This is a genomic window from Nonomuraea sp. NPDC050404 (assembly GCF_040655495.1).
Lineage (GTDB): Bacteria > Actinomycetota > Actinomycetes > Streptosporangiales > Streptosporangiaceae > Nonomuraea.
Genome location: NZ_JBFAKB010000012.1, coordinates 255,179 through 277,579, shown reverse-complemented (window position 1 = coordinate 277,579; position 22,401 = coordinate 255,179). Strand labels below are relative to the sequence as shown.

Sequence of the window (22,401 nt, the reverse complement as noted above, 5' to 3'; positions counted from 1 at the left end):
GCGAACGCGGCAAAAGACATCATTGAGCCATGACAAAGGAGATGACCTGATGCTCGAGATCAGCGAGCTGCGCAAACGCTTCGCCGGAGGCCCCGACGCCCCCGGCGGCAAGGTCGCCCTGGACGGGATCAGCTTCGCCGTACGGCCGGGCGAGATGTTCGGGTTCGTCGGCGCGAACGGTGCCGGCAAGACCACGACGATGCGCATCGTGATGGGAGTTCTTCAGGCGGACTCCGGCTCGGTGAACTGGCAGGGCGTGCCCCTGGCCTATGACGCCCGGCAGCGGTTCGGATACATGCCGGAAGAGCGCGGGCTGTACCAGAAGATGCGGGTCGCCGAGCAGATCGAGTACTTCGGGCGGCTGCACGGACTGAGCGCCCCCGCCGCGAAGCAGGCCACCGACGACCTGCTTCAGCGGCTCGGGCTGACCGAGCGCAGGAGCGACACCGTGCAGGCGCTGTCGCTGGGCAACCAGCAGCGGGTGCAGCTCGCCGTGGCGCTGGTGCACGATCCCGAGGTGCTGATCCTGGACGAGCCGTTCTCCGGTCTGGACCCGATCGCGGTGGACGCGCTGGCCACGGCGCTGCAGGAGCGGTGCAGGGGCGGCGTGCCGGTGATCTTCTCCAGCCATCAGCTCGAACTGGTCGAGCGGCTGTGCGACTCCGTGGGCATCGTCTCCTCCGGCCGGATGGTGGCCACCGGCACGGTGTCCGGCCTGCGGGAGGCCGAGGGAGACACGTTGCGCGTGGTCGTCCGCGACCCGGCCGCCGGCTGGGCCGACGGCCTGCCCGGGACGGTGACCGTGGACGGCGACCGGCACACCCTGCGTACGACGGGCGGCGACGACCAGGAGATCCTGCGCCGCGCCGTCAAGGCGGGTCACGTCGAGCACTTCGGCGTCGAGCACCAGACCCTCACCGAGATCTTCAAGGAGGCCGTGGCGTGAACGGACTGTTGCTGATCGCCCGGCGCGAGATCGCCACGCAGGTCCGTACCAAGGCGTTCGTGATCGGCCTGCTGGTCACGGTGGTGCTGGTGGCCGCGGTGTCCTTCCTGCCCTCGGTGATCGGCGGGAACGACTCCTACACCATCGGCACCGTCAACTCCCAGCAGCTTCCGCTGCACACCGCCGCGCCCGACGTGGAGTTCGAGTGGCGCAAGTTCGCCGACGAGGCGGCGGCCAAGAAGGCGGTGCTCGACGGGGACGTGGACGCGGCGCTGGTCAACGGCACCAAGGTGCTCACCGACGGTGAGATCGACTCCCAGCTCGGCGTGTTGCTGCAGAGCGTCAACCGGGAGTTCAAGCTGGGCGCCGCGGGCGTGGCCATCCCGCCGCTGGAGATGCAGTCCGTGGGCGCCGACACGCGCTACGAGGCCGCCCGCACGGGAATCGCCACCTTCCTCGTCTTCGTGCTGTTCCTGCTGCTCATGCAGCAGATGGTGGGGGTGGCCATGGGCGTGGTCGAGGAGAAGAGCAGCCGCATCGTGGAGATCCTGCTCGCCTCCGTACGGCCGTGGCAACTGCTCGGCGGCAAGATCCTCGGCCTGGGCGCGGTGGGGATGATCAACCTGGTCACGATCCTGGTGGTCGCGCTGGGCGGGTCGGCGGCCTCCGGGCTGATGGCCGAGTTCCCGCCGGGCGTCGCGGGGCTGGTGGTCTCGGTGCTGGTGTGGTTCCTGCTCGGTTACGCCTTCTTCGCCACGCTGTCGGCCTCCCTGGCCTCGCTGGTCTCGCGGCAGGAAGAGGTGAACAGCGTGTTGTCGCCGCTCACCATGCTGATCATGGGCACGTACTTCGTGTCCTTCTACGTCGCCAATGACCCCGCGGGCACGCTGGCCACGGTGCTGTCGTTCGTCCCGCCGTTCTCCGCGATGGTCATGCCGGTGCGGATGGCCGCCACCGAGGTGCCGCTGTGGCAGGTGGGCGCCTCCATGGCCGTGATGGCGCTGGCCGTGCTGGCGGTGCTCAAGATCGGATCCACCGTGTACGAGCGGGCCGTGCTGCGGACGGGGGCCAGGCTGAAGTTCGGCCAAGTGTTGCGCAGCCGGTAGTGAACGAGATCGAGCGGGCACGGCGCACCACCTGGCAGGTGCTGGTCTCGGGGTTCGTCGCCCTGTGGGTGCTCATCGCCGTGAGCGTCATGACGGCCGCCCAGAAGGACCTGCTCGTCTGGTGGCGGGTCGTGCCCGCGCTGGTCACCGCGATCGCCTTCACCTGGCTCTGCCTGCGCATCATCGACGCGCTGCTGAACCGCCGTTACCCCACCCGATGGATGGTGGTGGCGGCGGTCCTCGCCGTGATCACGGCCGGCCTGGGCGGCGCCGACGCGGTGGGATGGGGGTGGGCGATCGTGTGCTGGTTGTCCCTCGCCACGCTTGAGGTGCCCCGGCACAGGGCCTACCTGATCGCGGCCGGCACGTGGCTGGTCGGATCCGCGCTGTTCCCGCTGGGGTGGGAGACCGGCCTGGCCGCCGTGGGCTTCGACCTGACGATGGGCGCGGCGCTGTTCTTCAACACGCTGGTACTCGGCGTGCTCTGCTGGGTCCAGCCCGTGTCCAACAGGATCTGGGTCTGGATCTGGCAACTGGCCGTCGAGGCGCACCAGGGCCGGGCGGCGCACACGAAGCTCGCCGTGGCCGAGGAACGGCTGCGCTTCTCCAGGGACCTGCACGACCTCGTGGGACACCAGCTCTCGGCCATCGCCGTCAAGACCGATCTCGCGGTACGGCTGTCGGATATGGACGCGGCGAAGGCCGAGATGGCCGAGGTGAACAGGCTGACCAGGAAGGCGCTGAAGGAGCTGCGGCAGGCCGTGCGCGGCTACCGCGAGCTTGACTTGACCGCTGAGCTGAATAGCGTGAAAGGTGTGCTCGAAGCGGCAGGAGTCCGCTGTGAGGTGCGCCTGCCGCACCGCGAGCTGCCGGACGAGGTGGGGCCGGTGTTCGCGTACGCGGTACGCGAGGCGGTGACCAACGTGCTCAAGCACAGCACCGCGACGTCCTGCGAGATCACCATCCGCCTGGCCGGGCACGAGGCCGAGCTGAGCGTGCGTAACGACGGCGCGGCCCGGCAGCAGGCCCTCGACCTGGGCAGTGGCCTGGCGGGCATGAGAGAGCGGCTGGGCGCCCTGGGAGGCGAGATGACGGCCAATCCGACCGGAGACGGACAGTTCGTGCTCAGGGCGGTCGTGTCACTGCCGCTGAGTGGGTAGGGGACTTCGTACGGGAGGTTGACCTTGGCAAGCGCTTGGCAGGGGACGACCGCCGTGACTGAGGAGGTGGCATGCGCGTCCGGGGCAATCCGAGTGCCCAGGTGGTGCGGATCGGTGCCCGGCTCGACGCCGGCACGTCGGCGGGAGTGCGCGAACGCCTGCACAAGGCGATCGACTCCGGTGAGGGCGACCTGATCCTGGATCTCTCCAAGCTGGAGATGATCGACGCGACCGGGCTCGGAGTGCTGGTGGGTGCGCATCGGCGCGCGCTGAGCGTGCAACGCCGCCTCGTTCTTCGGGGGGTGCCACCGAGGATCATGCGGATACTCGCGGTGACCCGGCTGAATCGGGTCCTGAACGTCGAGGCTCCGGCGGCCGCGGTGGCCTGATGTGACATATTACTGAGCGGGTGACGATCAGCCGTTACCCGCTCTTTTCTTATGTAGACAAAATGTAGATTTCGGTTGGCCGGGTTGGGTAAAGGCCCGATGAATGAGTGGTGGATAACGCGTTCAGCCGCCTCCGAGACTCTGGTTGAAGATATGGACGGCGACGGCGACGAGTTCGTCGATCTCCGGTTGCTCTTCCGAGAGCAGCCATTCGATGAGCAACTCTTGTAACGCTCCGACCACTCCGAGTGCAAGCAGCCGCCGATTCAAGTGGGTGGTCTGAGGGAAATCCGACGACGCCTCCTCCACCAGTCGGGCGAACGCGTCCACCGCGCGCTGCCGGGAGAGCGTCAGGACGTCTCCCGATCTGCGTACCTCGACGTGCATGATGCGAGCCCGGCGCCAGTCCGCCGTTGTGAATTCGATATAGGCGCGAATCCCAGCCTTGACCCTGCCCTCAAGCGTGTCCGGCGCCTCCTGTAACGCCTTGGCGACGACGGCCAGGCTTTCCTCCACGCAGCGCCCGTGTAACGCCTGCAGGAGCTCCTCCCGGCCGCCGAAACATTCGTAGAAGGCGCGGTTGGAGATCCTGGCCTCCGAGCACAGTCTTTCGATCGTCGTCGCCGTGAAACCTGGCTTCGCGTATAGCGTGTAGGCGGCCGTCATCAGCCGCTCGCGTCTGTCTGCCAGCCTTTGCTCAGCCGACATTCCCCGGTAAGACCGGTTCACATTCCACCCGTCCAACATGATCGTGGCCCCCAGAGCACACAATTATGGACGGATGATCGGAATAGGGAAAGGGCAAGAAGATTATCTTTTACGTCGACCGTGCAAGAACGTGACAAGCCTGACCAGTCGCTCAAGCTCCGCGGGGCCCCTGCTGAACGATGTGAGGTTCATACCCGGCATTGCGAAGCGCTGCCGCGTGATGGCCTTCGGCCGGGTGAACTCGCGTAGTCCGTCGGCGCCGTGAATGCGGCCGAACCCCGAATCGCCGATCCCGCCGAAGGGCAGAGAGGGCACTCCGGCGAAGGAGATGACCGAGTTGATGGCGGTCATTCCGGTGCGCATCAGGCGCGCCAGCTCCATCGCGCGGCGGGCGTTGCGGCTGAAAATCGTGCCGCCCAGCCCATATGCCGAGGCGTTGGCCAGCTCCAACGCCTCCTGAGCGTCGCGGGTGCGGCGCACCGTGATGGTCGGGCCGAACGTCTCCTCGCGCACCGCGGGGGAGTCCTCCGGCACGTCCTCGACGATCACCGGGTCCACGTAGGGGGCGCGCACCGAGCCGGGGCCGCCGGTCACCGTCCTGCCCGCCTTGGTGGCGTCGTCGATGTGCCGCTTGATGATCTCCACCTGGCCGGGCATGGTGATCGGGCCGTAGTCCTCGCCGGCGCGCACCTCCGTGACCCGCCGGGACAGCTCGCGCATGAAACTTTCATAGACGGCGTCCACGACGTAGACGCGTTCGACGCCCGTACAGGTCTGGCCGGCGTTGGACATGGCGCCCCACAGGCAGGCCGCGGCGGCGGCTTCGAGGTCGGCGTCGGCGTCCACGATGAACGCGTCCTTGCCCCCGCACTCGGCCACGATCGGCGTCAGGTTCTCGGCGCAGGCCGCCATGACGCGCTTGGCCGTGGCGGTGGAGCCGGTGAAGGCGACCTTGCGCACCCGGGGGTCGGCCGCCAGGGCCGCGCCGGTCTCGCCCAGGCCCGTGACGGTCTGGAAGACCGGGTGCTCGGGCACGGACTCGGTGAACAACTCGGCCAGGCGCACGCCGATGCCGGGGGTCAGCTCGCTGGGCTTGAACACGATGGCGTTGCCGGCCGCCAGCGCGTAGGCGATGGAGCCCATGGGCGTGAAGATCGGGTAGTTCCACGGGCCGATCACGGCGACGACGCCGAGCGGCAGGTATTCCAGCGTGGCGGCCAGGTTGACGCCGACCATGCCGGGGGAGACGCGGCGGCGGCCGAGCACCTTCTGGGCGTTGCGGGCGGCCCAGTCGAGGTGGGTGATGGCCAGCACGATCTCCAGCGTGGCGTCGCCCACCGGCTTGCCCGTCTCCTCGTGGACGAGCGCCGCCAGCTCCTTGATGTGCTGGGTGAGGACCGCCTTGTAGTCCAGCAGCCGGCGCCTGCGCTCGGCGTGGCCCAGGCCGGCCCACCACGCGGCGGCCTCCTCGGCCCGGCCCACGGCCGCGTGCACGGCGTCCGGGGTGTGCTTGGGGTGACTGCCGACGACCTCGCCGGTAGCCGGATTGAGTGAGTCGAACGTCAGCGTCGTCATGGCGTCACGATAATGCGGTAAGGCGTCACTTACCAGAATCGAACGCCACGGATCCGGCCCCTTTGTGCCCGGGGCGCCTGGAGGGCCCTCACGGGTGCCCCAGAACCCCGAAGAAGGTCAAGGTGGGCTCGCGTGACGGCGGGCCACCACTGAAGGGTCAGAGGCCGTTTCCTGGAGGGCCCTCAGCCGGAGTGCGGCGGGTGGTGGGCCATGGCAGCGCGTAAAAGATCAGAAGAGGGTTGGATTTTCCGGTTCGATGCCGCGCAGAGCATCGTAATCCAGCGTCACGCAGGAGATCCCCCGGTCGGCGGCGAGGACGCGGGCCTGCGGTTTGATCTCCTGGGCCGCGAACACCCCCCGCACCGGCGAGAGCAGCGGGTCGCGGTTCAGCAGCTCCAGATAGCGGGTCAGCTGCTCCACCCCGTCGATCTCGCCGCGGCGCTTGATCTCCACCGCCACCGTCGCCCCCGCCGCGTCCCTGCACAGGATGTCCACCGGCCCGATCGCCGTCATGTACTCCCGGCGGACCAGCGAATACCCCTCGCCCAGCGTCGTGATGTGCTCGGCGAGCAGCTCCTGCAGGTGCGCCTCCACCCCGTCCTTGATCAGCCCCGGGTCCACCCCCAGCTCGTGGCTGGAGTCGTGCAGGACCTCCGCCATGGTCAGGACCAGCTTCTCGCCGGTCTTGCCGTGGGTGACCGTCCAGGTCTCGCCGTCCTCCTTGAGCTTGCACGGCGGGTTCATCCAGTTGAGTGGCTTGAAGGCGCGGTCGTCGGCATGAATGCTCACACTGCCGTCCGCCTTGATGAGTACGAGCCTCGGCGCCATCGGCAGATGAGCCGTGAGCCGTCCGATGTAATCCACGCTGCAGCGCGCGATGACCAGCCGCATGACTGTTCACCTTAGTGCCTCTGGAAAACTGGACGCATGGCGTTTGAACGGGTGAGAGGTGTCGGTGTGAACAGGTTCCCCAGCCGATGAGCCCGCGTCGCGCCCGCCGCAGGGAGTCCTCCCGCCCTTTCGGCTTCCCGACCGGCATGGACAAGGTCGAGCAGTGGCCCGACGGCGAGTGGAAGGTTCGCATGCTCACCGGCGCCTCCTCGGCCAAGAACTACCGTTGCCCCGGCTGCGAGCAGGAGATCCGCGGCGGTCAGCCGCACGTGGTCGCCTGGCCCAACTGGCCGGGAGGCGACGAGGAACGCCGCCACTGGCACCAGACCTGCTGGCGTAAGAGACTCGACCGCGGCCCCGGCCGCACCCGCTACTGAAGGGATCCTTGGTGGAGATTCGCGCGGCGACCGAGCTGCCCGCCCGGCGTGAGCCGATCGAACTGCACACGGCCGACGGCCTCACCCTGGTCGGCGAGCTGGCCCAGCCCCTCGACCGGCCGCCCGTGGCGACGCTGGTGACCCTGCACCCGCTGCCCACCCACGGCGGGTTCATGGACAGTCACGTCTACAAGAAGGCCGCCAACCGGCTGCCCGCGCTGGCCGACCTGGCCGTGCTGCGCTTCAACACCCGCGGCACCTCCTCCGACCGCGGCACCTCCGAGGGCGCCTTCGACGGCGGCGAGGGGGAGCGGTTCGACGTGGCCGCGGCGCTGGAGTACGCCGAGTTCCACGACCTGCCGCACGTGTGGGTGGTCGGCTGGTCCTTCGGCACCGAGCTGGCGCTGAAGTGGGCGCACGATCCCCTGGTGGAGGGCGCCATCCTGCTGTCGCCGCCGCTGCACAGGGCCACCGACGCCGACCTGGACTCCTGGGCCGGGTTCGGCCGGCCGCTGACCGCGCTGGTGCCGGAGTTCGACGACTACCTGCGCCCGCAGGAGGCCCGCGAGCGGTTCGCCCGGGTGCCGCAGGCCGAGGTGATCGGCGTGGACGGCGCCAAGCACCTGTGGGTGGGTGAGCCGTACGTGCGCATCGCACTGAACGAGATCGTCAAGCGGGTCAACCCCGCCGCCTGGCCGCTCCCGACCGAGGTCTGACGATTTCCTCCCATTTGAATATCGGGCATGAAAGAAACTTTGAGCAAAAGGCACAAAACTCTGGACCTACGGCCGGGGCCAGGGTGAGAATCCGATCGTCAACCGAAGATCGTGGAGACGCCGGGCGCTGAACTGTCCGCGCGTAACCCCTGCTCAGCATGGGCGAGGCACGTATGCGGTTAGTGCATGGTCTGGTCGCGGCGGCGTTATCCATCACCACGTTGGCGGTGATCCATCCGGTGGCGGCGGAACAACGCCCACCGGTTGCGATCCGGCCACCGTCCGATCCCCGATTGTCCGATCCCGAGGAGAGCGCCACCGCGCTGGCGCGCGGCAGCGGCCGGCCGGTGGAGGTCGAGTCGTTGCGCAGCGAGACCCGCACGGTCTTCGCCAAGCCCGACGGCACTTTGTCCATGGAGCTGAACGTTCGCCCCATCCGCGTGCGCAAGGACGACCGCTGGGTCCCCGTGGACACCACGCTGCGCCTGCGCCCCGACGGCGCGATCGAGCCGGTCGCCACCGCGGTCGGGCTGACCTTCTCCGGCGGGGGTTCCGCCCCGCTCGCCCGCCTGTCGCGCGGCGCCAAGTCCATGGCGCTGGGCTGGACGGGCACGCTGCCCAAGCCCACGCTGAACGGTGACACCGCCACCTACGCCGAGGTCATGCCGGGCGTGGACCTCCAGGTCACCGCAGATGTGGACGGCTTCTCCCACCTCCTGGTCGTCAAGTCGAGGGCCGCCGCCGCGAACCTGACCGAGCTGGCGTTCCCGCTGGCCGCCGAGGGACTGACACTGGAGTCGGACAAGGCGGGCAACCTGGAGGCCACGGACGAGAACGACGGCACGATCTTCATCGCGCCCACCCCGAAGATGTGGGACTCCGAGGGCATCACGAGCCCGCAGGCACTCAAGGAGGGCCGCTCACCCGAGGCCCGCGAGGCCACGATGGGCGTCGAGCTGAAAGGCAGGCAACTGCGGCTGCGGCCGGACCGCGCGATGATGACGGACCCGAAGACGGAGTTCCCCGTCTACCTGGACCCCTACTTCTCAGCCGCCCGCAACGCCTGGACCGCGGTCTGGAGCAACTGGCCCAACTCCAACTACCTCAACTCCAGCGACGTCGCCAGGGTCGGCCACGTCGAGTCGCAGAAGAACCGCACGTTCTACCAGATGAACACCGGCTCGACGATCCACGGCAAGCAGATCATCAAGGCGACGCTGCGCACGTACGAGACGTGGTCGTACTCGTGCTCCGCCCGCAAGGTCGAAGCCTGGGCCACCAACACCATCAGCAAGAGCACGACCTGGAACAAGCAGCCCACCTGGGTCACCAAGCTCGCCACCGTGAACGTGGCCAAGGGCTGGGGCCCCAGTTGCCTGCCCGGCGGCGTGGAGTTCGACGTCACCTCGCAGGTCGTCAACGCCGCCGCCAAGAAGTGGCCGAACGTGACGATCGGCCTGCGGGCCACCAGCGAGACCGACGTCTACGCGTGGAAGAAGTTCAAGAACAACCCGAGCCTGGTCATCGAGTACAACTCCACGCCCGCCGACCCCGTGGCCGCCGACGTGTGGTCGGACCCGGGCGGCCCCTGCCTCTCGGGCGACGACCGCCCGATCATTCCCACCGCCGCCCCCAAGCTGTGGGCGAAGCTGAAGGACACTGACAACTCGGTCAAGGGCCGCTTCGAGTGGTACGACGAGGCCGGCGTGAAGACCGGCGAGTACGTCACCCCCCTCGGCTCCACCGGCACCGCCTTCTACGCGACGATCCCCGCGGCCCTGTACTCCGACGGCGGGCTGATCCGCTGGCGTGTGCGCGCCGAGGACGGCAAGGCCACCAGCGCGTGGAGCCCCTGGTGCGAGGCCACCGTGGACGCCACGGCCCCCGGCCGCGAGCCCGAGGTGTCCTCACCCGACTTCACCGAGAATGCGTGGAGCGACGGCGTCGGCCTGCCGGGCACGTTCGCGTTCGGCCCGAACGGCATCGCCGACGTCTCCCACTACCTGTGGGGCCTGGACGGCACGCCCAGGACGGAGGTCGCGGCCGGCCAGGACGGCTCGGCCACGATCGCGCTGACCCCCCGCCACGACGGCCCGAACGTGCTCGCGGTGCGCAGCAAGGACCGCGCGGGCCAGCTCGGCCCGATCCGCACCTACGTCTTCAACGTCAACCCGGGCCGGGGTCCCAGCGGTCACTGGCCGATGGACGAGGGCCAGGGAAGCACGGCCGCCGACGCCACCGGCGCACACCCGGCCACGCTGAGCGGAGCCACGTGGACCCCCGGCAGGACCGGCACCGCGCTCAGGCTGGCCAACGCCCACGCGCAGACGGCGGGCCCGGTCATCGACACCAGCCGCAACTTCACCGTCACCGCCTGGGCCCGCCTGACCGGCACCGCGGCCTCCGCCACCGCCGTCACCCAGGAGGGCGGCAGGACGGGCGCGTTCGCCCTGCAGTACTCCAAGGCCGACGGCCGCTGGGCGCTGACCGTGACGGGCTCCGACACCGACGCCGCGCCCGCCACCCGCGCCCTGTCCGCCGCCGCCCCCAGGCTGAACGAATGGACCCACCTGGCCGGCGTCTATGACAGCGCGGCTGGTCAGATCTCGCTCTACGTGAACGGCCGGCTGGAGTCCACGGTCGCCGTCGCGCGGCCATGGAACGCCACGGGCCCCCTGACGATCGGCCGTGGCAAGACCGGCGGGGCGGCCTCCGAACCCTGGCCGGGAGACGTGGACGAGGTGCGCGTCTATGGCCGCGCCATGTTCGCCGACGAGGTCGCCGACCTGGTCAACAGCGCCGCCACGCTGGTGGGCCACTGGAAGCTGGATGAGGAGTCCGGCACGTCGGCGGCCGACTCCTCGGGCCGCGCCACCGCCGCGACGTTGTCCGGAGCCGCCTCGTGGACCGGCGGCTGGCTGGACGGGGCACTGGCGCTCGACGGCGTGGACGGCCACGCCCAGGCCGCCGCTCCCGCGCTCAACACCAGGACGGGCTTCACCGTCGCCGCCTGGACCCAGCTCGACTACCTGCCCGCCCGCGACACGGCGGTCGTGGCGCAGCCGGGCAGCAGGGCCGCGGGCTTCCAGCTCGGCTTCGACAAGGAGCAGGGCCGGTGGACCCTCGGCATGGCGGCCGCCGACACCGACACGGCCGCCCTCGTGAAGACGCGCTCCGACGCGATCCCCACCCCTCTGGAGTGGACCCACATCGCCGGCGTCTATGACTCGCTGGCAGGTCAGCTCCGCATCTACGTCAACGGCCGCCTGTCGACCGTCACCGCCACCGATCACCTGAGCGCCTGGAACGCCACCGGCCCGCTGCAGCTGGGCCGTACCAAGGCGGCGGGAGCCTTCACCGGCCACTGGCCGGGAACCGTTGACGACGTCCGCACCTATGACGGCGTGCTGAACGCCGAGCAGATCGCCCAACTAGCCGCCCAGTAATCCTCGACCGCACCCTCCGACTGGGAGAGATGGTTCATGGAATCGCCGGATGAGTTAGAGCTGCCAGAATCCCGCTGGAATCGTTTTCAGCAACCCGAGGAAACCGAGAATCCCGACCCCTCCTGGAACCGATTCCGGGAGGCCAAGCCCGAGTCCGCCTGGCCCCGCAGGCTGGCGGGGGTCCTGTCGATCGCCCTGGTCGTGCCGCTGGTGTACGCCATGCCGGCCTACGCCGCTCCCCGCGAGGCCCCGGCCACGCAGCAGGAGAAGCCGGTCACCGGAACGAAGGTGCCGGTGCTCCCGCCGCTGGCCGACCCGGTGCAGAAACAGGCATGGACAGCGCCGCCGGGCGTGACCTGGCCCAAACCGCAGAAGGCCGAGCTGGGCGGGGCCAAGGCGAGCACGCTGGCGGCCGGCTTCCCGGTGCGGCTGGCCCCGCAGAAGGGCGTCAAGGCCGCGGCGGCCGACCCGGTGAGCGTCGAACTGCTGGACACCGACCTGCTCGGCCTGGCGATGCGGGTGTCGCCGGGACAGGGAGCCACGCTCAAGGCGGCGAAGAAGACCCGCCTGGAGGTCGACTACTCCGGTTTCCGGCACGCCTACGGCGGCGACTACGGCGCCCGCCTGCGCATGGTCAAGGTGCAGGACTGCGCGCTCAAGGCCGCGACCGTCACGAACTGTCCGCAGCCGGAGCCGGTCTCCTCCAGCAACGACGCGGGCAAGGGCACGCTGACCGCCGAGGTCGAGACCGGCGCGGTGTACGCGCTGGCCGCAGCCCCATCCGGCCAGTCCGGCGACCACTCGGCCACCTCGCTGGCCCCGTCCTCGGACTGGAGCGTCGGCACCCAGACCGGCGACTTCAACTGGAGCTACGACATGCGCACGCCGCCCGCGCTGGGCGGCGACGAGCCGGAACTCTCCCTCGCCTACTCCTCCCAGAGCCTGGACGGCCGTACCGCCTCCACCAACAACCAGGCGTCCTGGGCCGGCGACGGCTTCGAGCTCAACCCGAGCGGCTTCATCGAGCGCAAGTACAAGTCCTGCATGATCGACGGCAAGAAGACCGGCGACCTGTGCTGGGACCAGGACAACGCGACCATGTCGCTCGGCAACTCCTCCGTCGAGCTGATCAAGGACGCCGCGACCAAGCAGTGGCGGCCCAAGCGCGACGACGGCACCAGGATCGAGGCGCTCACCGGCGCCGCGAACGGTGACAACAACGGCGAATACTGGCGGGTCACCACCCCTGACGGCACGCAGTACAGCTTCGGCCTGAACCGCCTGCCCGGCTGGGCCAGCGGCAAGGCGGAGACGAAGTCGACGCAGACGGTGCCGGTGTTCGGCAACAACAGCGGCGAGCCCTGCTACTCAGGAACGCCGGCCAACGCCTGGTGCCAGCAGGCCTACCGGTGGAACCTGGACTACGCGGTGGACACCCACGGCAACGCCACCACGTACTGGTACACGCAGGAGAAGAACTACTACGGCCGCAACATGAAGCCCGAACAGGGCACCGTGTACGACCGTTCCGCCTACCTCAACCGCATCGACTACGGCTACCTGAGCACCGAGCTGTTCACCAAGTCGCCCGCCGCGCGGGTGGTCTTCGACGTGGCCGAGCGCTGCCTGCCGAGTGGCACCGTGACCTGCGCCGCCGACCAGCTCAAGAAGGAGACCGCGAGCCACTGGCCGGACGTCCCGTTCGACCAGATCTGCAACTCCGGCGTGAAGTGCACCGACCGCCTGGCGCCGACGTTCTTCACCCGCAAGCGGCTGACCAAGGTCACCACCCAGGTCCGCAACGCGGCCGGTCAGTACGCCCCGGTGGACTCCTGGGCGCTGGGCCACCAGTTCCCCGCCACCGGCGACGGCCTCAGCCCGGCCCTGTGGCTGGCCTCGATCCAGCAGAGCGGTCACGTGGGCGGCACGCTCACGCTGCCCAAGGTCACCTTCACCGGCGTCCAGCTGCCCAACAGGGTGGACGCGACCGAGGGACGCGCCCCGCTGGTCAAGTGGCGCGTGCAGGCGGTCAACAACGAGTCCGGCGGCGAACTGCGGATCAACTACAAGCCCGCCGAGTGCAAGCCGGGCGAGCTGCCGGCCGCCGACAAGAACAGCAAGCTGTGCTTCCCGCAGCGCTGGGCGCCGCCGAACGAGTCCGAGGTCACCGACTGGTTCCACAAGTACGTGGTCGCCCAGACGATGGAGGTGGACCGCGTCGCGGGCTCGCCCGGCGTGGTGACCAGCTACGAGTACCTTGACGGCGCCGGCTGGCGTTACGCCGACAACATCCTGGTCAAGCCCGAGCACCGCACGTGGGCGGACTTCCGCGGGTTCGGCCGGGTCCGGGTGCGTGAGGGCGACGGTCAGGACACCAAGCGCACGCTGACCGAGTTCCGCTACTTCCGGGGCCTGCACGGAGACAAGCAGGCCGACGGCTCCAAGCGGGTCGCGCAGGTCGAGGACACCGAGGGCGTCAAGATGGACGACCTCGATCAGTACTCCGGCTTCGAGCGCGAAGAGATCATGCATGACGGCGACGGCGGGCCGATCACCACCGCCACCGCCGAGCAGCCCTGGTCGCTGAAGACCGCCGAGTCCACGCAGGGCGGCGTCACCAAGACCGCGCACCTGGTCGAGGCCAAGTCCATGGTCACCAGGACCGTCCTGGCCGACGGCAAGTGGCGGCGCACGGGCGAGGAGCGCGCCTACGACACCAAGGGCCTGCTCACCCAGGTCGAGGACAAGGGCGACCTGGCCACGGCCGACGACGACCAGTGCACCCGCTACACCTACGCCCGCAACGACACCTCCTGGATGCTCGACTTCCCCAGCAGGATCCAGAAGGTCGCGGCGGGCTGCGGCACCAGCGTGTCCACGCTGGCCGCCGGAGAGGTGATCTCCGACGAGAAGGCCCTGTACGACAACAAGGCGTTCGGCCAGGCGCCCAGCAAGGGCGACGTGACCAGCGTCCAGCAGACCGTCTCCGGGGACGGCGCGACGATCACCGACAGCGCCCACACCTACGACGTCTACGGCCGTGAGATCAGCGAGACCGACCCGGTCGGCACCAAGTCCACGACCACCTACACCCCCGCCACCGGCCTGCTGCCGACGGAGACCACCGAGACCAACCAGCTCGGCCACGCCGAGCGCACCATCCTGGAGCCGGCCTGGGGCGAGGCCGTCGCCGAGATCGACGCCAACAACCGCCGCGTCGACATGGAGTACGACGCCCTGGGACGCCTGGTCAAGGTCTGGCAGCCCGACCGCAGCAAAGCGGGCAACCAGTCGCCCAGCACCGAGTTCTCCTACACGATGCGCACCGACGGCCCCAGCATCGTCACCACCAAGACGCTGGGCAGCGACGGCGACTACACCAGCAGCCACGAGCTGTACGACGGCCTGATGCGCGAGCGCCAGACCCAGGAGCCCGCCCCCAGGGACGAGCAGGCGCAGGACCCCGCGCTGCGGGACGGCCGCACGATCACCGACACCTTCTACAACTCCCACGGCGAGAAGTACAAGGCGAACACCGGCTACTTCGCCACCGGGACGCCCGCCACCGAGCTGCTGGCGGTGGCCGACACGGACGTGCCGACGCAGACGGTGTCCTTCTTCGACGGCACGGGCGAGGTCAACGCCCAGGTGCTCAAGACGAAGGGGGAGGAGAAGTACCGGGTCACGGCCAAGCAGGAGGGCGACAGGATCCACCTGACGCCACCGCCCGGCGGTACGGCGACCACCCGCATCGGTGACGCCGAGGACCGGCTGGTCGAGCTGCGCCAGTACAAGGGCGCGACCCCGACCGGCGCGTACGAGGCCACCAAGTACACCTACGACCACGCCGGCCGCCTGTCCACGGTGACCGACCCCGCCGGGAACGTGTGGCGTCACCACTACGACTTCCGCGGCAGGGAGATCAAGAGCGAGGACCCGGACAAGGGCGTCACCACGACGACGTACAACGACGCCGACGAGGTCGTCTCCACCACCGACGCCCGCGGCAAGACGTTGTGGTACGGCTACGACCAGCTCGGCCGCAAGACGGAGATGCGCGACGGCTCCGCGACCGGCACGCTGCTGGCCGAGTGGAAGTACGACGCGCTGGCCAAGGGGCACATGAACGCCGGCATCCGGTACGTGGGCGGGCAGGCGTACAAGGCGGAGATCAACCAGATCGACGCCGACTACCGCACGCTGCGCCAGACCGTGACGGTGCCCGAGCGGGAGGGCAAGCTGGCCGGCTCGTACGTGCTCAACACCCGCTACACCCTGGACGACCAGGTCCAGTCGGTCACCTTCCCCGGCGTGGGCGGGCTGGCCGAGGAGCAGGTCGTCTACAGCTACGACCAGCTCAGCCAGCCGACCAAGGTCACCGGCCTGTCGGCGTACGTGAGCGCGACCCGCTACAACAAGATGGGCGAGACGCTCCAGTACGAGCTGGGCGAGGGCACGAAGAAGACCTGGCTCACCTACACCCACGACGAGTCCACCCGCCGCCTGACCGGCATGCGGCTGGACCGGGCCGGCACCACCGCGACCGACCTGGACCTCAGCTACGGCTACGACGCGGCCGGCAACATCACCAAGGTCGCCGACAAGGCCAACCAGGACACGCAGTGCTTCAAGTACGACCATCTGCGCCGGTTGACCTCGGCGTGGACGGCCACGGACGACTGCGCCTCCGGTTCGCCGCAGGCCGGCACGATCGGTGGCGTGGCGCCGTACGCGGTCAGCTACGCCTATGACGCGACCGGCAACCGTACCAAGGAGACCAAGCACGCCTGGGGCGGCGGCGGCGAGCAGGTCCGCGACTACGTCTACCCCGAGCAGGGCGGCAAGCAGCCGCACGCGCTGAAGAGCGTCGGCGCCGACCTGTTCGAGTACGACGCCACCGGCAACACCACCAGGCGCAAGGTCGGCAACTCCGACCAGAGCCTGGTGTGGGACGCCGAGGGCAACCTGGAGTCGGTGACGGAGGCGGGCAAGACGACCTCGTTCGTCTATGACGCCGACGGCGACCGGCTGCTGCGCAAGACCCCGTCCGACGCGACGCTCTACATCGACGACATGGAGCTGCGTCTCGACTTCGCCAAGAACGCGGTCGAGCAGACCCGCTACTACACCGTCAACGACCAGCCCATCGCGGTACGCACCCCGGACAACCAGCTCTACTTCCTGGCCAACGACCACCAGGGCACTGCCCAGGCCGCGGTGAACGCCGGCAACGGCGAGCTGGCGGTGCGCAGGCAGACCCCGTTCGGCGAGGAACGCGGCACACCACCGCCATGGTGGCCGGGACAGCGCGGATTCGTCGGCGGCACCAAGGATCCGACGACCGACCTGGTGCACCTCGGTGCCCGCGAGTACGACCCCAAGTTCGGCCGGTTCATCTCGGTCGACCCGGTCATCGACGAGGAGGACCCGCAGCAGCTCAACGCCTACGCCTACGCCAACAACAGCCCGGTCAGCGCGAGCGACCCCGACGGCCAGCTCTTCTGGTTCGCCGTGGGCATCGCGGCCAGGATCGCGGCCCGCGCGATCGCCAGGAGGCTGGCCCAGGCCGCCGCCAGGCGGGCGGCGGCAGCGGCGGCCCGCCGGGCGGCGGCCAGGCGTGCGGCCATCGCGGCGGCACGGCGCCGGGCGGCTGAGGCCGCCAGGAAGAAGGCCGCGGCGCTGGCCAAACGGCGGGCGGCAGCGGCGGCGCGGCGCAAGGCGGCCGCGGCGGCCAGGAAGAGAGCGGCGGCGGCGGCCAAGAGGGCGGCCCAGGCGGCGGCCAGGCGGCGGGCGGCGGCGGCTGCCCGCAGGGCCCAGGCTGCCAGGGCGCGGGCGGCCGCGGCTGCCCGGCGGGCCAGGGCGGCCGCCAGGTCGGCGGCGCGCAGCAGGCGGGCCAGCAGGGCGCCGGCGCGCACCCAGCGCTCGCGTCCGTCCCAGCGGCCGACGAGCCACCGCGCGACGCAGCGGCAGTCTCCGCCGAAGGTGAACAGGGCACCGGCCAGGCCGAACCCGGTTCAGTCGCGGCCGAGCCAGGTCTACCGGAACGACGGCACCGTACAACCGACCCAGTCCTTCACCGTCTACCGCAACGGGCGCATGTACCCGGACGGCCCGCCGCCGTCCAACCTCGCGCGGCCCGGCGGTTCGGGGCAGGGCGAGAAGCAGCTCTACAGGTTCGAGGAGCTCGAGCTTGAAGGGAGGAAGACGGGGACGATCGCTCAGACGGGCGCACAGGTGACCCGGTGGTTCGACAAGAGCGGTCTCGACGACTTCTTCGGGTTCTTCTTCTGATCCACCTTTGATCTGATCCACATTTGATCCGTCGGCGCGAGGCCCTCGTGGCTCCGCGCCGACGGCGTTCGTGTCCGATCAGGCGAGTTCGCCCACATGCTCGGCTGCCCCATGTGTTCGGTCAGGCGGGCTTGCCCAGCGGTTCGAAGACGAACACTATGTACGTCTCCTCCGCCTTCGAGCCCTCGCCTGCCACGCGGGCGGCGCCCATGGCCGTGGTGGCCTCCGCTACCAAGTGCCCTAAGTCGCCGTACCAGGAGTTCACCGCCTGTGCGGCGTCGCCCATCTCCTCGCCCTCGCTCCAGAACACGCTCTCGCCGGTGCCGGCGCGCAGCCCCTCGTGCCCGGCCCGCAGCCCCTCGTGCCTGGAGAGGGCGGCGGCCCTGGCCTTGGCGTACTCGACCAGCAAGGGGTCCATGGCCAGGGGCGGCACGTCGTGCGCGGCGCGGCGGGCGTTCACCTCGCGCAGCGCCTGGAGGAGGAAGTCGCCGTTGGTGGCGTCGGGGAGGGCGGGACGGGTTCCGGTGGTTCCTGTTCCTGCCATGCCTGTTTCACCTCGGGATGCACGGTCCTTCTGTCCTGCATTGTGCGTGGGAATTATTGCTCGGGCAATGTCAGATTTATGGCGGTCATTGGTGGAGTGCGGCTTTTATCGAAGTGGTCGGGACTCTGAGCGGATATCGGCATGCGACATTGAGTGCTCACCGCCGTGAACCGGGCTACCGTGTGGTCTTGTGCAGCTCTACACGAGATCTGCCGGGACCGGGGTCCCGGTTGTGCTGCTTCACGCGTTCCCGCTGTCGTCGGCCATGTGGCTGGCCCAGCGGGAAGGGCTGGCCAAGGTCTGCCGGGTCATCACCCCTGACCTGCGCGGCTTCGGCGGGTCGCGGCTGGGTGAGGACGAGCCGTCGCTCGACCTGATGGCCGACGACGTCGTCAGGCTGCTCGACGAGGAGGGCATCGACAGGGCGGTGGTCGGCGGATTGTCGATGGGCGGCTACGTGACCATGGCGTTCTGCAGGCGGCATCCCGACCGGGTGCTCGGCGTGATCCTGGCCGACACCAAGGCGAGCCAGGACCCGCCCCCCGCCAAGGAGAACAGGGAACGCATCGCGCAGGCCGTGCTCGCCGGCGGCAGCGACGTGCTGGTCACCGAGGTGCTGCCGGCACTCATCGGGCCGACCACCAAGGAACGGCGGGCCATGGTGTTCGGCCGGGTCAAGGGGCTGGTGCAGTCCGCCCCGCCGCGGGCCGTCGCCTGGGCGCAACGGGCCATGGCCGAGCGGCCCGACTCGTTCGAGACGCTGAACGCGCTGAAGGTGCCGCTGCTGGTCGTCGTGGGCGAGGAGGACGAGTTGTCCCCGCCCGCTGACGCCGACGCCATGGCTCAGGCGGCGCCCGACGGCCGGATGGAGATCATCCCCAAGGCCGGTCACCTGAGCGCGGTCGAGCAGCCGGAGGCGTTCAACACGGCCGTGGCGGAGTTCCTCACCTCGGAGCTGGGCGCCGGACGGCGATGAGACTCAGACCAGGTCTTGGCGGGGTAGTACGAGCTCGCGGATGATCAGCGCGATCGCCGCCGCCACCGGGATGGCCAGCAGGGCGCCGACGATGCCCAGCAGCGCGCCGCCGAACAGCGCGGCGATCACCGTGACCGCCGGCGTCACGTCCACCGAGCGTTTCATCACCTTGGGGTAGATGAAGTAGTTCTCGATCTGCTGGTAGAGCAGGAAGAAGATCGCGCACGCGATCCCGGCGGGCCACGACTCCAGCAGCGCCACGCAGGTCACGAGCGCCGCGCCGATCGTGGCGCCCACCAGCGGGATCAGGTCCGTCAGCGCCACGACCAGGGCGAGCGCGAGCGCGTACTGGACGCCGACGATCGACAGGAAGATCCAGGTCACCACGCCCGCGATGACCGAGATCAGCACGTTGCCCGCCACGTATCCGCCGATGCCGCCGAGGATCTCCTCGCTGATCGCGCGGGTACGCGGCCTGCGCGAGGCCGGGACGAGCTGGAGCAGGTAGTCCTTGATCGTGTGCAGCGAGCCGAGGAAGTACAACATGAGCACCAGCAGCGTCACGGTGGTGAACACGCCGTTCAGCACCACCAGGCCCGCGCCCATGATCCCGGTCGCCAGAGACGGCCCCAGCGTGTTCGTCACGAACGTGCGCAACTGCGGCAGGATCTGGTAGTCGGCGTCCAGCTGGCGCAGCGTCGGATGGTTGCTCAGCTCGGTGATGTAGCCGGGCACCGCGTCGATGAACTCGGTGAGCTGCTTGCTGACCGGCGGCACGATGGCCAGCCCGAACAGCGCGAACGCCACGACGACCCCGATGAACACGATCGAGATCGCGCCCCGCCTGGCCAGGCCGCGCCGCTGCAGGGCCTCGACGGCCGGGTTCAGCCCGACGGCCAGGAACATCGCCACGACGACCAGGATGATCGTGCTGAGCGAGGCGACGATCATCTGGGCGAGCGCGATCGCCGTCAGCACCCCGAGGCCGCCGACCAGACCGAACAGGAAAGGGCCGCGGGCGAACGGCTTGCCCGGCAGTCCGTACGGCATCGTGCCGCCGGACTCGGCCCGGTTCTTCTGCGGCGGGTCGTTCTGCTGCTCGGTCACGGGCTCGACGTCTGCTGACAAAGGTGCACTCCAGGGGGATCGGCGACGGGGATCGGCGACACAGCATGACGGACTCGTACCAGCTTGTACACGCCCGACGGCAAAGGAAGAGCCTAGCGACCACTCGGCCGCCAGGCTCTGCCCAGCCGTCGTCAGCCCCCGTGTATGGCTTGCGGCGTTACTCCTGCCACCACTCGGCGTCGTCCTCGGACTTGGGCTTGGACTCGACCCTCGCGGCCGGCGTCGTGGCCGGAGCCGGCTGCTCGATCACGGGCGCGGGCGCCGGTGCGGCGAGTGCGGGCTTCGGCGGGGCCGCCGTGACCGCGGGCTCCTGCGCCTCCATGCCCGGCAGGGCGGCCCCGCCGAGGAGCTGGCGCAGCTGGGCCAGGTGGCTGGTGATGCTGTCGCGCTGGCGGGTCAGCTCGTCGACCTGGCGCTGCATCGCCGTACGGGTGCGCTCGGCCTCGTTCTTGGCCTCGGTGACGATCGTGTCGGCGCTGGACTTGGCGTCGGCGACGATGGTCTCGGAGCTCTTACGGGCGTTCGCGACGAGCTGCTTGGCGTGCAGGTCAGCCTCGCGGCGGGTCTGGTCGGCCTGCTGGGTGGCCTTCGTGGCCCGCGACTCCGCGGTGGCGGCGCGCTGCTCGGCCTCGGCGACCAGCTTCTGCGTGGCGGCCTGGGCGGTGGCGTGCCGCTCGGCCTCCTGGCGCTCGGCCTCCTCGCGGCGCGAGGCGAGCTGGATCTCGAACTCCGCCTCGTCCTGCGCCCGCTTGGCCTCCGACTCCTCCAGCACCCGCTGCGCCTGCGCGCGCATCTCGTCGGCCTGCCGCTTGGCGGTGGTCAGCACCTCGTCGCGCTCACGCTTGGTCGAGGCGCGCAGCTGGGCCACCTCGCGCTCGGTGGTGGTGCGCAGCTTGGCGATCTCCCGCTCGGCGTCGGCCCGCTTCTCCGCCACCTCGTGGTCGGCGGTGGCGCGCAGCTTGGCGGCCTCCCGCTCGGTGGTGTTGGTCAGCTCGTCGGCCTCGCGGCGGGCGGTCGAGCGGATGTCCTCGGCCTCCCGCTCGGCGGTCGTGCGCATCTCGTCGCTCTCGCGCGTGGCCTGGGCGCGCTTCTCCGCGGCCTCGGCCTCGGCGGCGGCCCTCAGGTCGGCGGCCTCGACCTTGGCGGCGGCCTTGATCTCGTTGGCCTCGGACCTGGCGGCCTGCACGAGCTCGGTCGCCTGCTCCTCGGCGAGGCGGAGCAACTGCTCGATGCGGGCGCCCAGACCGGAGTAGGTGGGACGCTCCTGCTCCTGCAGTTGGCGCTGAGAGTCGGACAAATCGCGCTGCAGGCCGGCGGCCTGTTCACGGGCCTGGCGTAGCTCCCCGTCGAGCTGCTTTAGGTGATCATGGACCTGGTGCCGGTCGTAACCACGGAGCACCACGTCGAACTCGCGGGCTGGGGCGTCCTCGAAGAAGTTGTTCAGTTGGGCGTCGATGTCGGACTGCATGGAGGCTCGATCCTGGGTTGTCGAGACGGCTACACGGGCCGGACGGGGGGTTCGGGGCATCCGTACCAGGAGCCTGTGCCTCGCGGCAGGCCCCATGTCCGGTGGAAGGTCAAGCGTACTCCGCTGGTGCCACCTGCGAAGCCCCGTCCAACTTTCTGCGTGACTAGTTACATATGAACTTTTAGCGTATTTTCTGGTGTTTTGTCAGGGCCTGTCCGCTTGGACTAGCTCGGTCAGCATTCCGCCCACGTCCTTGGGGTGCAGAAACGCGATTTTTGAGTTCATCGACCCATGCCGGGGACGCTCGTCCAGCAGCCTCACGCCCTTCTCGTTGATCTTGGCCATGGCGTCGGCGACATCGGGCACTCCGAACGCCACGTGATGGACGCCTTCGCCCCGCTTAGCCAGGAATTTTCCCACAGGAGAATCGTCGGAGAGCGGCTCAAGCAGCTGGATGTAGGAGCCCCCACCTTCGCCGTCGGCGATGTGCAGCATGGCCTCCTTGACGCCCTGCTCCTCGTTCACCTCCCTGGCGACCACCGTCAGCTCGAACGTCCGGGAGAAGAGCTCGATCTTCTCCTCCAGGTCGCGGCAGGCGATCCCGATGTGATCGATCCGCATGAACATGTGTGCCCTACCTCCGTAGCGAGCGACGAACTGCCCGTGGGTATGGTGTCAAA

The 22,401-nt window shown here is 69.5% G+C and carries 16 protein-coding genes; 9 read left to right on the top strand and 7 right to left on the bottom strand.

Going from position 1 to position 22,401, the window contains the following annotated elements:
* Positions 1 to 49 precede the first annotated feature (49 nt).
* The 4 genes from AB0I81_RS32350 to AB0I81_RS32335 all read left to right on the top strand — a co-directional run bounded on the left by AB0I81_RS32350 (position 50) and on the right by AB0I81_RS32335 (position 3,601).
* A complete protein-coding gene (locus AB0I81_RS32350) occupies positions 50 to 946 on the top strand; it encodes an ATP-binding cassette domain-containing protein (protein WP_360664112.1) in 897 nt (298 codons plus the stop codon).
* Complete coding sequence (locus tag AB0I81_RS32345; protein WP_360664109.1) at positions 943 to 2,052, top strand: ABC transporter permease; 1,110 nt, start codon at positions 943 to 945, stop codon at positions 2,050 to 2,052. Before AB0I81_RS32350 ends, AB0I81_RS32345 begins: the two co-directional genes overlap by 4 nt.
* Entirely contained in the window at positions 2,052 to 3,212 is a 1,161-nt protein-coding gene (locus AB0I81_RS32340; RefSeq protein WP_360664106.1) for a histidine kinase, read from the top strand. Before AB0I81_RS32345 ends, AB0I81_RS32340 begins: the two co-directional genes overlap by 1 nt.
* A 71-nt stretch (positions 3,213 to 3,283) precedes the next feature.
* Positions 3,284 to 3,601: an STAS domain-containing protein gene (locus AB0I81_RS32335; RefSeq protein WP_360664103.1), complete on the top strand. Its 318-nt coding sequence runs from the start codon at positions 3,284 to 3,286 to the stop codon at positions 3,599 to 3,601.
* Positions 3,602 to 3,724: 123 nt separating this feature from the next.
* On the opposite strand, the gene AB0I81_RS32330 is transcribed toward AB0I81_RS32335, so the two are convergent.
* The 3 genes from AB0I81_RS32330 to nucS form a co-directional block, all read right to left on the bottom strand.
* Positions 3,725 to 4,267, bottom strand: coding sequence for a TetR/AcrR family transcriptional regulator (locus tag AB0I81_RS32330; RefSeq protein ID WP_360664100.1), 543 nt, complete (start codon positions 4,265 to 4,267; stop codon positions 3,725 to 3,727).
* Positions 4,268 to 4,411: 144 nt separating this feature from the next.
* Positions 4,412 to 5,884, bottom strand: a complete 1,473-nt coding sequence (locus tag AB0I81_RS32325; RefSeq protein ID WP_360664097.1) for an aldehyde dehydrogenase family protein — start codon at positions 5,882 to 5,884, stop codon at positions 4,412 to 4,414.
* 228 nt (positions 5,885 to 6,112) lie between these two features.
* Positions 6,113 to 6,775, bottom strand: coding sequence for an endonuclease NucS (gene nucS / locus AB0I81_RS32320; RefSeq protein ID WP_360664094.1), 663 nt, complete (start codon positions 6,773 to 6,775; stop codon positions 6,113 to 6,115).
* 86 nt (positions 6,776 to 6,861) lie between these two features.
* Here nucS and AB0I81_RS32315 point away from each other — a divergent pair, with 86 nt between their 5' ends.
* The 4 genes from AB0I81_RS32315 (at position 6,862) to AB0I81_RS32300 (ending at position 17,605) form a co-directional block, all read left to right on the top strand.
* A complete protein-coding gene (locus tag AB0I81_RS32315; protein ID WP_360664091.1) occupies positions 6,862 to 7,152 on the top strand; it encodes an ATP/GTP-binding protein in 291 nt (96 codons plus the stop codon).
* An 11-nt stretch (positions 7,153 to 7,163) separates the two neighbouring features.
* The gene (locus tag AB0I81_RS32310) at positions 7,164 to 7,868 is read left to right on the top strand and encodes an alpha/beta fold hydrolase (protein ID WP_360664088.1); all 705 of its coding nucleotides are present in this window, start codon (positions 7,164 to 7,166) and stop codon (positions 7,866 to 7,868) included.
* A gap of 293 nt (positions 7,869 to 8,161) precedes the next feature.
* Positions 8,162 to 11,314, top strand: coding sequence for a LamG-like jellyroll fold domain-containing protein (locus AB0I81_RS32305; protein ID WP_360664086.1), 3,153 nt, complete (start codon positions 8,162 to 8,164; stop codon positions 11,312 to 11,314).
* A gap of 36 nt (positions 11,315 to 11,350) precedes the next feature.
* Positions 11,351 to 17,605, top strand: coding sequence for an RHS repeat-associated core domain-containing protein (locus AB0I81_RS32300; RefSeq protein WP_360664083.1), 6,255 nt, complete (start codon positions 11,351 to 11,353; stop codon positions 17,603 to 17,605).
* A 121-nt stretch (positions 17,606 to 17,726) separates the two neighbouring features.
* On the opposite strand, the gene AB0I81_RS32295 is transcribed toward AB0I81_RS32300, so the two are convergent.
* Positions 17,727 to 18,149: a CAP domain-containing protein gene (locus AB0I81_RS32295; RefSeq protein ID WP_360664080.1), complete on the bottom strand. Its 423-nt coding sequence runs from the start codon at positions 18,147 to 18,149 to the stop codon at positions 17,727 to 17,729.
* Positions 18,150 to 18,381: 232 nt separating this feature from the next.
* Here AB0I81_RS32295 and AB0I81_RS32290 point away from each other — a divergent pair, with 232 nt between their 5' ends.
* Complete coding sequence (locus AB0I81_RS32290; RefSeq protein WP_360664077.1) at positions 18,382 to 19,125, top strand: alpha/beta fold hydrolase; 744 nt, start codon at positions 18,382 to 18,384, stop codon at positions 19,123 to 19,125.
* A 3-nt stretch (positions 19,126 to 19,128) separates the two neighbouring features.
* Here AB0I81_RS32290 and AB0I81_RS32285 read toward each other — a convergent pair whose 3' ends face one another.
* The 3 genes from AB0I81_RS32285 to mce form a co-directional block, all read right to left on the bottom strand.
* Positions 19,129 to 20,253 carry an AI-2E family transporter gene (locus AB0I81_RS32285; protein WP_360664074.1) on the bottom strand — a complete coding sequence of 375 codons (1,125 nt, stop codon included), beginning with the start codon at positions 20,251 to 20,253 and terminating at the stop codon, positions 19,129 to 19,131.
* A gap of 157 nt (positions 20,254 to 20,410) precedes the next feature.
* Positions 20,411 to 21,721 (bottom strand): DivIVA domain-containing protein, encoded by a 1,311-nt coding sequence (locus AB0I81_RS32280; RefSeq protein ID WP_360664071.1) that lies wholly within the window; start codon positions 21,719 to 21,721, stop codon positions 20,411 to 20,413.
* A gap of 204 nt (positions 21,722 to 21,925) precedes the next feature.
* On the bottom strand, positions 21,926 to 22,348 hold the full coding sequence (gene mce / locus AB0I81_RS32275; RefSeq protein ID WP_360664068.1) for a methylmalonyl-CoA epimerase: 423 nt from the start codon (positions 22,346 to 22,348) through the stop codon (positions 21,926 to 21,928).
* Positions 22,349 to 22,401: the final 53 nt, after the last annotated feature.

What these genes read in the sequence shown, in the direction of transcription:
- AB0I81_RS32335 (WP_360664103.1), top strand. Translation starts at nt 3,284, where the DNA reads ATGCGCGTCCGGGGCAATCCGAGTGCCCAGGTGGTGCGGATCGGTGCC.
- AB0I81_RS32295 (WP_360664080.1), bottom strand. Translation starts at nt 18,149, where the DNA reads ATGGCAGGAACAGGAACCACCGGAACCCGTCCCGCCCTCCCCGACGCC.
- AB0I81_RS32350 (WP_360664112.1), top strand. Translation starts at nt 50, where the DNA reads ATGCTCGAGATCAGCGAGCTGCGCAAACGCTTCGCCGGAGGCCCCGAC.
- AB0I81_RS32315 (WP_360664091.1), top strand. Translation starts at nt 6,862, where the DNA reads ATGAGCCCGCGTCGCGCCCGCCGCAGGGAGTCCTCCCGCCCTTTCGGC.
- AB0I81_RS32300 (WP_360664083.1), top strand. Translation starts at nt 11,351, where the DNA reads ATGGAATCGCCGGATGAGTTAGAGCTGCCAGAATCCCGCTGGAATCGT.
- AB0I81_RS32325 (WP_360664097.1), bottom strand. Translation starts at nt 5,884, where the DNA reads ATGACGACGCTGACGTTCGACTCACTCAATCCGGCTACCGGCGAGGTC.
- AB0I81_RS32280 (WP_360664071.1), bottom strand. Translation starts at nt 21,721, where the DNA reads ATGCAGTCCGACATCGACGCCCAACTGAACAACTTCTTCGAGGACGCC.
- mce (WP_360664068.1), bottom strand. Translation starts at nt 22,348, where the DNA reads ATGTTCATGCGGATCGATCACATCGGGATCGCCTGCCGCGACCTGGAG.
- AB0I81_RS32330 (WP_360664100.1), bottom strand. Translation starts at nt 4,267, where the DNA reads ATGACGGCCGCCTACACGCTATACGCGAAGCCAGGTTTCACGGCGACG.
- nucS (WP_360664094.1), bottom strand. Translation starts at nt 6,775, where the DNA reads ATGCGGCTGGTCATCGCGCGCTGCAGCGTGGATTACATCGGACGGCTC.